This window comes from Streptomyces sp. NPDC005423, from assembly GCF_040606415.1.
GTDB lineage: Bacteria > Actinomycetota > Actinomycetes > Streptomycetales > Streptomycetaceae > Streptomyces.
The window spans coordinates 35,621-47,354 of the sequence record NZ_JBEXET010000052.1 but is presented as its reverse complement, the minus strand read 5'-3'; the positions used below and the strand labels follow the sequence as shown (position 1 = coordinate 47,354).

The 11,734-nt window shown below is 69.5% G+C and carries 11 protein-coding genes and 1 other RNA gene; 5 read left to right on the top strand and 7 right to left on the bottom strand.

Annotation, left to right across the window (positions count from 1 at the left end; genetic code table 11):
- The 4 genes from ABZT12_RS34405 to ABZT12_RS34390 all read left to right on the top strand — a co-directional run.
- A partial coding sequence (locus ABZT12_RS34405; RefSeq protein ID WP_356392115.1) for a sugar ABC transporter permease occupies positions 1 to 931 on the top strand: 931 nt, incomplete at its 5' end.
- Complete coding sequence (locus ABZT12_RS34400) at positions 928 to 1,752, top strand: carbohydrate ABC transporter permease (RefSeq protein WP_356392112.1); 825 nt, start codon at positions 928 to 930, stop codon at positions 1,750 to 1,752. The genes ABZT12_RS34405 and ABZT12_RS34400, both read left to right, overlap by 4 nt.
- A 12-nt stretch (positions 1,753 to 1,764) precedes the next feature.
- Positions 1,765 to 4,038: an alpha-xylosidase gene (gene yicI, locus ABZT12_RS34395; protein WP_356392109.1), complete on the top strand. Its 2,274-nt coding sequence runs from the start codon at positions 1,765 to 1,767 to the stop codon at positions 4,036 to 4,038.
- Positions 4,038 to 5,048, top strand: coding sequence for a LacI family DNA-binding transcriptional regulator (locus tag ABZT12_RS34390; protein ID WP_356392106.1), 1,011 nt, complete (start codon positions 4,038 to 4,040; stop codon positions 5,046 to 5,048). The genes yicI and ABZT12_RS34390 overlap by 1 nt, the downstream gene beginning before the upstream one ends.
- Positions 5,049 to 5,120: 72 nt before the next feature.
- Here the strand turns inward: ABZT12_RS34390 and ssrA are convergent.
- The 5 genes from ssrA to ftsE all read right to left on the bottom strand — a co-directional run bounded on the left by ssrA (position 5,121) and on the right by ftsE (position 9,132).
- Positions 5,121 to 5,509, bottom strand: a transfer-messenger RNA (tmRNA) gene (gene ssrA, locus ABZT12_RS34385).
- Positions 5,510 to 5,628: 119 nt separating this feature from the next.
- On the bottom strand, positions 5,629 to 6,159 hold the full coding sequence (gene smpB, locus ABZT12_RS34380) for an SsrA-binding protein SmpB (protein WP_356392129.1): 531 nt from the start codon (positions 6,157 to 6,159) through the stop codon (positions 5,629 to 5,631).
- 58 nt (positions 6,160 to 6,217) lie between these two features.
- Positions 6,218 to 7,414: a S41 family peptidase gene (locus ABZT12_RS34375; protein ID WP_356392103.1), complete on the bottom strand. Its 1,197-nt coding sequence runs from the start codon at positions 7,412 to 7,414 to the stop codon at positions 6,218 to 6,220.
- Between the two features lie 67 nt (positions 7,415 to 7,481).
- On the bottom strand, positions 7,482 to 8,399 hold the full coding sequence (gene ftsX / locus ABZT12_RS34370) for a permease-like cell division protein FtsX (RefSeq protein ID WP_356392099.1): 918 nt from the start codon (positions 8,397 to 8,399) through the stop codon (positions 7,482 to 7,484).
- 43 nt (positions 8,400 to 8,442) lie between these two features.
- The gene (gene ftsE / locus ABZT12_RS34365) at positions 8,443 to 9,132 is read right to left on the bottom strand and encodes a cell division ATP-binding protein FtsE (RefSeq protein ID WP_356392096.1); all 690 of its coding nucleotides are present in this window, start codon (positions 9,130 to 9,132) and stop codon (positions 8,443 to 8,445) included.
- A 251-nt stretch (positions 9,133 to 9,383) separates the two neighbouring features.
- Here ftsE and ABZT12_RS34360 point away from each other — a divergent pair, with 251 nt between their 5' ends.
- Entirely contained in the window at positions 9,384 to 9,578 is a 195-nt protein-coding gene (locus ABZT12_RS34360) for a hypothetical protein (protein ID WP_356392093.1), read from the top strand.
- Positions 9,579 to 9,694: 116 nt separating this feature from the next.
- Here the strand turns inward: ABZT12_RS34360 and ABZT12_RS34355 are convergent, their stop codons facing one another.
- Together ABZT12_RS34355 and prfB are read right to left on the bottom strand one after the other, a co-directional pair.
- The gene (locus ABZT12_RS34355) at positions 9,695 to 10,324 is read right to left on the bottom strand and encodes a hypothetical protein (RefSeq protein WP_356392090.1); all 630 of its coding nucleotides are present in this window, start codon (positions 10,322 to 10,324) and stop codon (positions 9,695 to 9,697) included.
- A 297-nt stretch (positions 10,325 to 10,621) separates the two neighbouring features.
- Entirely contained in the window at positions 10,622 to 11,728 is a 1,107-nt protein-coding gene (prfB, locus tag ABZT12_RS34350) for a peptide chain release factor 2 (RefSeq protein ID WP_356392088.1), read from the bottom strand.
- Positions 11,729 to 11,734: the final 6 nt, after the last annotated feature.

Below are 11,734 nucleotides of genomic sequence, written 5' to 3'. Positions count from 1 at the left end.
CGCGGGCCGGTCCACCGGCCCGCGCCGCTCCGGCCCGCGCGACTCCTACGCACTGTTCCTGCTCCCCGGCGCGCTCGCCGCCCTCGTCGTGATCGTCGTGCCGTTCCTGATGAACACGGGCGTCAGCTTCACCGACTGGCAGGGCGTCGGCACTCCCCGGTGGTCGGGGCTGGCCAACTACCGCGAACTGCTGGACGACGCGGAGTTCTGGGCCTCCTTCCGGCACAGCATGTTCATGGTCGTCGCGATGTCCGTCGTACCGACCGCGCTCGGACTGGTCCTGGCGGCCGCGCTCTTCGACTACGTCGGCAAGCACTTCGGCAGCCGGATCGTGGCGGTCCTGCGGGCCTGCTTCTACCTCCCCCAGGTGCTGCCGATCGCCGTCGCCGGCATCGTCTGGAGCTGGATCCTCGCCCCCGGGAACGGCTCCCTGAACGCGGTGCTGAAGGCGGTCGGGCTGGGCTCCTGGCAACAGGACTGGCTGGGCGATCCCGACCTCGCGCTCTACAGCGTCATGGGCGTCATGATCTGGGTCCAACTCGGCTTCCCCCTGGTGGTGTTCATGGCCGGGCTGCAACGCGTCGACCCGCAGTTCCACGAGGCGGCCGAACTGGACGGCGCCGGCTGGTGGCGCCGCTTCTGGCACATCACGCTGCCGCAGATCCGGCCGGAGATGTACGTCGTCCTGACCTGGTGCACGATCGCCGCGCTGAAGGTGTTCGGCGCGGTGTACGTCCTCACCAAGGGCGGCCCCGGCGGCGCCACCGACGTGCCGTCGTACTTCTCCTTCACCACGTTCTTCGAGAAGACCCAGGTCGGCTACGGCGCCGCGATCTCCACCGTGCTGACCGTACTGATCCTCGTCCTCTCGGTCGTCGGGCTGAGACTGCAGAGGCGCTCCGAGGACGCCGAGGAAGGGGTCCGCGCATGACCAACGCCCTGCGCCGCTACCCGGTGCTGATCGCCCTGTGCATCGCGGCCCTCTTCATGGTGCTGCCGTTCCTGATCGTCGCCGTCAACGCGGTCAAGTCGCCCGCCGAGTACTCCCAGCACGGCCCGCTGAGCCTGCCCAAGGGCCTCTATCTGCACGGCGTCGAGGACTTCTGGACCCGCGTCGACTTCGGCCGCAAACTCCTCAACTCGGTCCTGATCAGCGGGTCGGTGGCGGTCCTGGCCGCCGCGCTGTCCATCCTGAACGCGTACGCGATCGGCATCGGCCGTATCCGGGGCCGCACCTGGGTCCTGGCCTTCTTCGTCCTCGCCAACGTGCTGCCGCAGGAGGCGCTGGTCTACCCGGTCTACTACCTGAGCAAGGAAGCCGGCCTCTACGACACCAGGCTCAGCGTGATCATCGTCTTCACCGTGATCCAGGCGGCGTTCGGCACCTATCTCCTCGCCTCGGTGCTCGGCCAGTTCCCCCGCGAGATCATCGAGGCCGCGCGGATCGACGGCGCCGACAAGTGGCAGGTGCTGTGGCGCATCGTGCTGCCGGTCAGCCGCCCCACGATCGGCGTGCTGCTCGTCTTCTTCTTCATCTGGACCTGGAACGAGTTCCTGCTCCCCCTGGTCATGCTGATCTCCAACGACAACCAGACCGTGTCGGTGGCCCTCGGCGTCCTCCAGGGCCAGCGCCTGATGGACGCCACGATGACCAACGCGGCGGCCCTGCTCGGCGTGCTGCCCGCCATCGTCTTCTTCCTTGTCTTCCAGCGGACCCTCACCCGCGGCATCGCCGTGGGTGCCGTCAAGTAAGGAACCCCCCACGTGAAGTTCACCGACGGTTACTGGCTGCTGCGCGAAGGCGTCACCGCCGCGCACCCGGTCGAGGTCCTCGACGTCACCGCCCCCGGGCCCGGCACCTCCGGGCAGGGCACGCTGGAGATCCACGCGCCGACCCAGCCCATCCGCCACCGCGGCGACCTGCTGAAGGGACCGGTCGTGACCATCAGGGCGCACGCCCCGCTGCCCGACGTCATCGGCGTCACCTTCACCCACTTCGACGGCGAGCAGCCCCGCGGCCCCCGATTCGACGTGCACCGCGAGGAGTTCGCGGTCCACACCGCTTACGACGACGAGCGCGCCACCCTCACCTCCGGCGCGCTGTCGGTCAGGGTGGCGCGCACCGGGCCCTGGCACGTCGACTTCCTCGCCGACGGGCGCGTGCTGACCGGCAGCGGCCCCAAGGGCATGGGCATCATGCGGGACGCGACCGGCGCCCACTACCTGCGCGAGCAACTCGGCCTGGGCGTCGGCACCTCCGTCTACGGCCTCGGCGAGCGCTTCGGCCCGCTGGTCAAGAACGGCCAGGTCGTCGACATGTGGAACGCCGACGGCGGCACCGCCACCGAACAGGCCTACAAGAACGTCCCCTTCTACCTGACCGACGCGGGGTACGGCGTCTTCGTCGACCACCCCGGCCGGGTCTCCTTCGAGGTCGGCTCCGAAGCCGTCTCCCGGGTCCAGTTCAGCGTGGAGAGCCAGCAGTTGACGTACTACGTCATCTACGGCCCCACCCCCAAGGACATCCTGCGCAAGTACACCGCCCTCACCGGCCGGCCGGCCCTCCCGCCCGCCTGGTCCTTCGGGCTGTGGCTGTCGACGTCGTTCACCACGTCCTACGACGAGGAGACGGTGACCTCCTTCATCGAGGGCATGCGGGAGCGGCAACTGCCGCTCTCCGTCTTCCACTTCGACTGTTTCTGGATGCGCGAGTTCAACTGGTGCGACTTCGAGTGGGACCCGCGGGTCTTCCCCGACCCGGCGGCCATGCTGAGCCGGCTGAAATCCAAGGGCCTGCACATCTGCGTCTGGATCAACCCCTACATCGCGCAGCGCTCCCCGCTCTTCGCCGAGGGCAAGGCACTCGGACACCTGCTGCGCCGGCCCGACGGCGGCGTCTGGCAGTGGGACCTGTGGCAGCCGGGCATGGCCCTGGTCGACTTCACCAGCCCCGCCGCCCGCGACTGGTACGCGGCCAAGCTGGAGGCCCTGCTCGACCAGGGCGTCGACTGCTTCAAGACCGACTTCGGCGAACGGGTCCCCGTCGACGTGGCCTACGCGGACGGCGCGGACCCCGAGCGGATGCACAACTACTACGCCCACCTCTACAACCGCACCGTCTTCGACGTGCTGCGCAAGCACCGCGGCGAGGGCGAGGCCGTCGTCTTCGCCCGCTCCGCGACGGCCGGCAGCCAGCAGTTCCCCGTCCACTGGGGCGGCGACTGCGAGGCGACCTACGAGTCGATGGCCGAGTCGCTGCGCGGCGGCCTCTCGCTCGGCCTGTCCGGCTTCGGCTACTGGAGCCACGACATCGGCGGCTTCGAGGGCACCCCGACACCGGCCCTCTTCAAACGCTGGCTCGCCTTCGGCCTGCTCTCCTCCCACAGCCGGCTGCACGGCAGCTCCTCCTACCGGGTCCCCTGGCTCTTCGACGAGGAGTCCGTCGACGTCCTGCGCCTCTTCACCCGCCTGAAGCTGAGCCTCATGCCCTACCTCTACGAGGCCGCCCGCACCGCCCGGGACGAAGGCGTGCCGGTGATGCGGGCCATGGTCCTGGAGTTCCCGGACGACCCCGGGTGCGCGCACCTGGAACGGCAGTACATGCTCGGCCCCGATCTGCTGGTCGCGCCGGTCTTCAGCGACGCCGGAGACGTCTCGTACTACGTCCCCGAGGGCACCTGGACCCACTACCTCACCGGCCGCACGGTGACCGGCCCGCGCTGGGTGCGCGAACGGCACGCCTTCGACAGCGTGCCGCTGCTGGTCAGGCCCGGCGCGGTGATCCCGGTGGGCGCCGTCACCGACCGGCCCGAGTACGACTACGCCGACGGGGTCACCCTGCGCGCCTACGGCCTGGAACGGGGCGCGCAGGTGACGGTCCGGGCCGGCGACGTCACCTTCACCGTCGTACGCGAGGGGGACACCCTGCGCGCCTCCTGCGACGACCCCTCCGCACCCTGGTCGCTGGCGGCCGGGACGCGGACGGCGCGGGCCGCGGCGGGCACCGGGTTCCTCACCCTGGAGCCGGCGGAGGACTGATGGTGAAGATCACTGACGTGGCACGGCACGCCGGGGTCTCCCCCAGCACCGTGTCCTACGCGCTGAGCGGCAAGCGCCCGATCTCCGAGGAGACCCGGCGGCGCGTCGAGGCCTCCATCCGCGAGCTGGGCTACCGCCCGCACGCCGGCGCCCGGGCCCTGGCCAGCAGCCGCTCCAACGTGCTGGCGCTGGTGGTCCCGCTGCGCACCGGAATCCATGTGCCGGTCGTCATGCAGTTCGTGGTGTCGGTGGTGACCACCGCCCGGCGCCACGACCACGATGTGCTGCTCCTCACCCAGGAGGAGGGCGAGGAGGGGCTGCGGCGGGTCGCCGACACGGCGCTGGTGGACGCGCTGATCGTCATGGACGTCCAGCTGACCGACCCCCGGCTGCCGCTGCTGCGCTCCCTGGACCTGCCGTCCGTACTGATCGGGTTCCCCGCCGAGGCGTCCGGGCTGACCTGCGTGGACCTGGACTTCCGGGCGGCGGGCGAACTCTGCGTGGAGCGGCTCGCGGGGCTCGGACACCGGGTGGTGGCGCTGGTCGGGTCACCGCCGGAGGTGTACGTGCGCCAGACCGCCTTCGCGCAGCGGGTGGTGCAGGGGTTCACCGCCGCCGCCCACCGCAACGGCCTCGCCGCCCGCGTCCTGCCGTGCGAGGCCACGCCCGCCGCCGCCCGCGCCGTCGCCGAGCAACTGCTGCGCGAACAGCCCGCGTTGACCGGTGTCGTCGTCCACAACGAGCCGGTCCTGGAACCGCTGATCGACGCCTTCCAGCAGCTCGGGCTGCGCGTCCCCGGCGATCTCTCGGTCACCGCGATCTGCCCCGACGAACTCGCCGAGTCGTTACAGGTGCCGGTCACGTCGGTGGCGCTGCCCTCCGCGGAGCTCGGCGCGCGTGCCGTCGAGTCGCTGATGCGGAAACTGGACGGCACGGCCGTACCGGAGTCGACGCTGCTGGCGCCCCGGCTGACGGAACGGGCGAGTACGGCACCGCGCGACGCGCCCTGACGACAAGCGCATGACCGAGGCCCCGCCACTCGGAAGTGGCGGGGCCTCGGTCACTGTGCTCACACATGGGATGAGTGGAGATGGCGGGAATCGAACCCGCGTCCACCGGTGCAGAATCAGGGCTTCTCCGTGTGCAGTTCGCTGTGATTTTCTCGGCCCCGGCGATCCCGCGAACAAGTCGCCGACGGGCCCAGTCACTGTTTGGTTTCCCATCGAACCCCGTGACCGGGCTCGATGGTTTAGTTCCCTAGATTATGCCAGGATCCGGGTCGGGAACACTCCCGGGCTGACACCCATTAAGGGTCCTTCACTCACTGCTTATTAGGCAGCGAGGGCGAAGGACTGGGAATCGCTCTTGGAATTGGCGATTATTGGTTGCGACATATGGTTAACGAGATCATTGTCGCTTCCTCGACACGCTTCCCCTGCTTCGACAGCCGCTGTCGAAACCGATCATCCCCATGTTGTGTTGTCAAACCAGTCAAACCAGTCAAACCACTGCACGCACCCGCCAGGGGGTGCAGTAGCCATCGTACGTGACCGACGCCCGCGGATGCCACCGCATTACCGCGGAGCGCGGCTACTCACCCCGCTGCCGCCGCTTCACCGCCGCGATCGCGCGGTCCGACTCCCGGCGGTCCTGCTTCTCACGCAGGGTCTGCCGCTTGTCGTACTCCTTCTTGCCCCGGGCGAGGGCGATCTCGGCCTTGGCCCGGCCGTCCTTGAAGTAGAGGGCGAGCGGCACGATGGTGTGACCCGTCTCCTCCGACTTCGACTCCAGCTTGTCGATCTCCTCGCGGTGCAGCAGCAGCTTCCGCTTGCGGCGCACCGTGTGGTTGGTCCAGGTGCCCTGGCTGTACTCGGGGATGTGGGCGTTGTGCAGCCACGCCTCGCCCCCGTCGATCTGGACGAAGCCGTCGGTCAGCGAGGCGCGGCCCTGGCGCAGCGACTTGACCTCGGTGCCGGTCAGGACGAGCCCGGCCTCGTAGATGTCGACGATCGCGTAGTCGTGCCGGGCCTTCTTGTTCTGCGCGACGATCTTGCGCTTGCCGTCCTTGGCCTTCGCGGCCCCCGCGCCCTGCTTGGGCTGGGACTCCTTGGGTACGTACATTCCCTTGCTCATAGTGCTGGCCATTTTCGCACTACAGGGGGGCATGTGGGAAAGGCGTTCACGAAGCGTCCCCGAGGCCGCCCAGTACCGTCCGCGCGCGCCGCACGGCGGCCTCGCCCGGCACGGTGACGTCCAGGTCGGGGGTGATGCCGTGGCCGTCGACGCTGCGGCCCGACGGGGTGCGGTAGTGGCCGACGGTCAGCTCGGCGACCGCGCCGCCGGGCAGCTCGCTCGGCATCTGGACCGAGCCCTTGCCGAAGGTCCTGGTGCCCAGGACGACCGCCCGGCCGCGGTCCTGGAGGGCGCCGGTGAGCAGTTCGGCCGCGCTCATGGTGCCGCCGTCGACGAGTGCGACGAGGGGTCTGGTGGTGTCGCCGCCCAGCTCTGCGTGGAGGGCGCGCTGCCGGCCGTCGACGTCGTAGGTGGCGACCAGGCCGCCGTCCAGGAACACGGAGGCGGTGGCGGTGGCCTCGGTGACCAGGCCGCCGGAGTTGCCGCGCAGGTCGAGGATGATCCCGGAGCCGGCCGGGGCCTGTCGTACGGCGGTGCGCACGGTGGCGCCGACGCCTCTGGTGAACGCGGCGATCCTGATGACGGTGGCGCCGTCGGCGAGCCTGCGCACCGTCACGGAGTCGGTGGAGAGCCGGGCCCGGCGCAGGGTCTCGCGCCACGCGCGCGTGCCGCGCTCCAGACCGAGGGTGACGGCGGTGCCGGCGGCGGCGTCCTGCGCGTCACCGCGGAGTAAGGACACCACCTCGGTGACGGGCTCGCCGTCGACCTGCTCGCCGTCGACGGTGCGCAGCCGGTCGCCCTCGCGGATCCCGGCGTCGTCGGCGGGCGACCCGGACTGCACCCGGGTCACCTCGATCCGGCCGTCGCGCTCGCGCCGGGCCCAGAGGCCGACACCGGTGTACTGGCCGTCCAGGGCCTCCTCGAACTCCTCGAACTCGCCCTGGGAGTAGACGGCGCCCCACCGGTCCCCGCTGCGGCTGACGGCCCGCTCGGCGGCCTCCATGGGCGACTTGCCGTCGGCCTTCGCCGCGGCGGCCGCGGCGGCTGCGGCGGCCACGGCGTCGTGACGACCGCCCGGGGCGCCCGAACGGGCCGTCCCCGCCGGGGACTTGCGGTCGGAACGGTCCGCGTCCGGCAACGATCCGGTCGCCGCCCCGGCCACGAGCACGCTCGCGAAGACCAAGGTCAGGGCGGCCCCGCGGCGGATGCGGCGGGGCGAACGGAACAGGTCGGGGCCCGACATGGCGGTGAGTCTAGGACAACTGAGAGGGCCGCACGGGCGGTTGCCCGTGCGGCCCTCTTGGCATGCGTCACACCTTCAGGTACTTGCGCAGCGCGAAGAACGCCGCCAGCGCGGGCATCAGCAGACTCGTCGCGAGGATGAGGGGGAGCTTCGTCAGGACGGCGTCCCAGCCGATGAAGTTGATCAGGTTGAGCTTGTGGGACAGGTCCAGGCCGTGGTCGATGATGAAGTACCGGGCGACCACCAGGAAGCCGCAGGCGACCGTGCCCCCGATGAGACCGGCGACGGCGGCCTCCATGATGAACGGCGCCTGGATGTAGAACCCGGAGGCGCCGACCAGCCGCATGATGCCGGTCTCGCGGCGGCGGCTGAACGCGGAGACGCGCACCGTGTTGACGATCAGCATCAGGGCGACGACGAGCATCAGGGCCATCACCGCGCGGGCGGCCCAGTTCATGCCGTTCAGCAGCCCGAAGAGGTTGTCCAGGATGCCCTTCTGGTCCTGGACCGACTGCACGCCGTCCCGGCCGTCGAAGGCGGTCGCGATGACCTGGTACTTCTCCGGGTCCTTCAGCTTGATCCGGTACGACTCCTGCATCTGGTCCGGCGTGAGGGAGCTGGCCAGCGGGGAGTCGCCGAACTGCTGCTTGTAGTGCTTGTACGCCTCGTCCTGCGACTCGTACGTGACCTTCTCGACGACCGACATCTTGCCCAGGTCGGACTGGATCTGCTTCTTCTGGTCGTCGGTCACCGCGCCCTTGGCGCAGTGGGAGTCGGACTCGGCGTCGCTCTTGTTGCAGAGGAAGATCGAGACGTTGACCTTGTCGTACCAGTAGCCCTTCATCGTGGTGACCTGGTCGCTCATCAGGAGCGACCCGCCGAAGAGGGCCAGGGACAGGGCGACGGAGACGATGACGGCGAAGGTCATCGTCAGATTGCGGCGGAGACCGACACCGATCTCCGACAGAACGAACTGGGCGCGCATGGCGTCTGGTCAAGCCTTTCCGTGGACGGTCATCAGACGGCGGTCAGTGCTGGTAGCCGTAGACGCCGCGTGCCTGGTCGCGGACGAGGCGGCCCTGTTCCAGCTCGATGACGCGCTTGCGCATCTGGTCCACGATGTTCTGGTCGTGCGTCGCCATCACCACGGTGGTGCCCGTCCGGTTGATGCGGTCGAGCAGCTTCATGATGCCGACGGAGGTCTGCGGGTCGAGGTTGCCGGTGGGCTCGTCGGCGATGAGCAGCTTGGGCCGGTTGACGAAGGCTCTCGCGATGGCCACGCGCTGCTGTTCACCACCGGACAGTTCGCCGGGCCTGCGCTCCTCCTTGCCGCCGAGCCCGACGAGGTCGAGCACCTGGGGCACGGACTTGCGGATCTCGCCCTTGGACTTGCCGATGACCTCCTGCGCGAAGGCCACGTTCTCGGCGACCGTCTTGTTGGGCAGCAGACGGAAGTCCTGGAACACGGTCCCCAGTTGGCGGCGCATCTGCGGCACCTTCCAGTTGGAGATACGGGCGAGGTCCTTGCCCAGCACGTGCACCTGACCGTGGCTGCACCGCTCCTCGCGGAGGATCAGCCGCAGGAAAGTGGACTTTCCGGAGCCGGAGGAACCCACCAGGAAGACGAACTCGCCCTTCTCCACTTCCAGGGAGACATCCCGGAGGGCGGGGCGGGTCTGCTTGGGGTAGACCTTGGAGACGTTGTCGAATCGGATCACGGGTGCACCACGGGTAGCCGGGGGTAGTTGAGCGTGACCATACGCGAACCGGGCGGGCGGGCGCAGGCGGCCTCCGACGTTGCGCGAGGCTTGCGTGTTTTGTCGCGGATCTGAAGGGCTGGAAGAGCCCGGGTCGGGGCAGGATAAGGCGAGCCGCGCCGAATCCCGCAGAACCTGGCACAGTGGAGGGGAACGTTCTCGTCTTCCGAGGCGTTGGAACCCGTGAAAGCCGGTGCGAGGAGGGCGAGCGCATGACGTACGACCGGTTGGTGTGCGCGAACTGCGCGGCGCCCGTCAACGAGGGCCGCTGTCCCGTCTGCCGAGCCAGCCGCCAGCGGCTCCAGCAGGAGAACAACCCGTGGGGCAATCTCAACCCGATGGCGTTGATCGCCCTGCTCGGGGTGCTGATCGCCGCGCTGGCGCTGGTGGCCCACCAGACCGCGTAGCTCGACAGCTCGCGGCGGGCCGACAGCCGCACCACCTGACATGACAGAGGGCCCGGAGCTGATCGCTCCGGGCCCTCTCTCACGCAGCGTGTGCGTACGCGCGGGGGCGGCTACCGTCAGGCGGCCGTGCCGCCACGGCCGCTCGCGAGGCGCGGCAGGATGCGGAAGGCGATACCGCCGGCGATCATCGTCGCGGCACCCACCAGCAGAAACGTGGTCTGGCCTGCACCCGTCTCGGCGAGCTCGTCACCGCTGCCCTGGGCCTGCGTACCGGAGCCGGTGTCGGTGAGGGCGGAGCTGCCCTCCTCCTGGGCGGAGGTGCCGGAGCCGCCGTCGGGGTTGGTGTTGCTGCCGCCGCTGGAGCCGCCGGTGCCGGAGCCGCTGGTGCTGCCGTCCGTGGGCTCCGAGGAGTCGGTCGGCGCACCGGTGGGCTCGGTCGGGTTGCCGGTGGGCTGCGTCGGGACCGAGGTCGTGGGCGGCACCGAGGTCGGCGGCTGGGAGGTGGGCGGCTGAGAGCTGGCCGGCGGCGTGGTCACCGGGTCGGTCGGGATACCTGTCAGGGTCGGGGCCGGAGCCGTCGGGTCGTCGGTCCCGTCGGCGGTGACGTTCGCGCCGGCACCGTCGTTGCTGACGGTCACGCCGAGGTCGAGCGCCGATGCGGCACCCGCCGCGGTCAGCGAGGCGCCCGCGGCGATCACGACGCCGGCCGCTATCCGCGCGACACGGATTCGTGTCTTCTTGGTCATTAGGTTGCTACCCCCAGGAGCTCATCGTCGATGGAGCATCAGCGCCCGGGACGGTGATCGACGGGGGCGGCTGGCGGTAGCCCAGGTCCCCCCGGTTCACATGCGTCCCAGAGATACGCGTGCCACGCTTCACCATTCCCACTTTTCAAAGCAACGTCAAGGGCGTTGCGTACGCGATGTCCGACTAAGCGCTCTTTGCCGGGAGATGGAGTCCGTGACTGTGACGTAAAACCCGGACTTCCGGATACGGAAAAGGCAACTGCCGCCCCGCGGGCGGCAGTTGCCTTGTCGACAAACTTACTTCTCCTGCTGCTTGCGCCAGCGAATTCCGGCCTCCAGGAAACCGTCGATCTCGCCGTTGAACACACCCTCGGGGTTTCCGACCTCGTAGTCCGTGCGCAGGTCCTTGACCATCTGGTACGGGTGCAGGACGTACGAACGCATCTGGTTGCCCCAGGAGTTGCCGCCGTCGCCCTTGAGGGCGTCCATCCGGGCCTGCTCCTCCTGGCGGCGGCGCTCCAGCAGCTTGGCCTGGAGCACGTTCATCGCGCTGGCCTTGTTCTGGATCTGCGAGCGCTCGTTCTGGCAGGAGACGACGATGCCGGTGGGCAGGTGGGTGAGGCGGACCGCGGAGTCGGTGGTGTTGACGCCCTGACCGCCGGGACCGGAGGAGCGGTACACGTCGACGCGCAGCTCGGACTCGTCGATCTCGATGTGGTCGGTCTGCTCGACGACCGGCAGGATCTCGACCCCGGCGAACGAGGTCTGGCGGCGGCCCTGGTTGTCGAAGGGCGAGATGCGGACGAGCCGGTGGGTGCCCTGCTCGACCGAGAGCGTGCCGTAGGCGTACGGGACGTGGACGGCGAAGGTGGTCGACTTGATGCCGGCCTCTTCCGCGTACGACGTCTCGTAGAGCTCGGTCTTGTAGCCGTGCCGCTCGGCCCAGCGCAGGTACATGCGCTGGAGCTTCTCGGTGAAGTCGGAGGCGTCGACGCCGCCGGCCTCGGCGCGGATGGTGACGACGGCCTCACGGGAGTCGTACTCGCCGGAGAGGAGGGTGCGGACCTCCATCTCGTCCAGCGCCTTCTTGACGGCGGTCAGCTCGTGCTCCGCCTCGGCGCGGGTGTCCACGTCGTCCTCCTCCTCGGCCATCTGGAAGAGGATGGAGAGGTCGTCGATCCGGCCGCGGAGAGCCTCGGCCTTGCGGATCTCGGCCTGGAGGTGGCTCAGCTTGCTGGTGACCTTCTGCGCCGCGTCCGGGTCGTCCCAGAGGGAGGGCGCGGCGGCCTGCTCCTCCAGCACGGCGACATCTGCCCTCAGCTTGTCCAGGTCCAGGACGGCCTCGATCGACTCCATGGTCGAGGAGAGGGACTTGAGCTCTTCGGATACATCGACGACTGCCACGCCTCC

Bases quoted from the DNA above. Each gene is read 5' to 3' on its own strand.
- ABZT12_RS34400 (WP_356392112.1), top strand. From the start codon at position 928: ATGACCAACGCCCTGCGCCGCTACCCGGTGCTGATCGCCCTGTGCATC.
- ABZT12_RS34390 (WP_356392106.1), top strand. From the start codon at position 4,038: ATGGTGAAGATCACTGACGTGGCACGGCACGCCGGGGTCTCCCCCAGC.
- smpB (WP_356392129.1), bottom strand. From the start codon at position 6,159: ATGTACGTACCCAAGGAGTCCCAGCCCAAGCAGGGCGCGGGGGCCGCG.
- ABZT12_RS34375 (WP_356392103.1), bottom strand. From the start codon at position 7,414: ATGTCGGGCCCCGACCTGTTCCGTTCGCCCCGCCGCATCCGCCGCGGG.
- ftsX (WP_356392099.1), bottom strand. From the start codon at position 8,399: ATGCGCGCCCAGTTCGTTCTGTCGGAGATCGGTGTCGGTCTCCGCCGC.
- ABZT12_RS34360 (WP_356392093.1), top strand. From the start codon at position 9,384: ATGACGTACGACCGGTTGGTGTGCGCGAACTGCGCGGCGCCCGTCAAC.
- ABZT12_RS34355 (WP_356392090.1), bottom strand. From the start codon at position 10,324: ATGACCAAGAAGACACGAATCCGTGTCGCGCGGATAGCGGCCGGCGTC.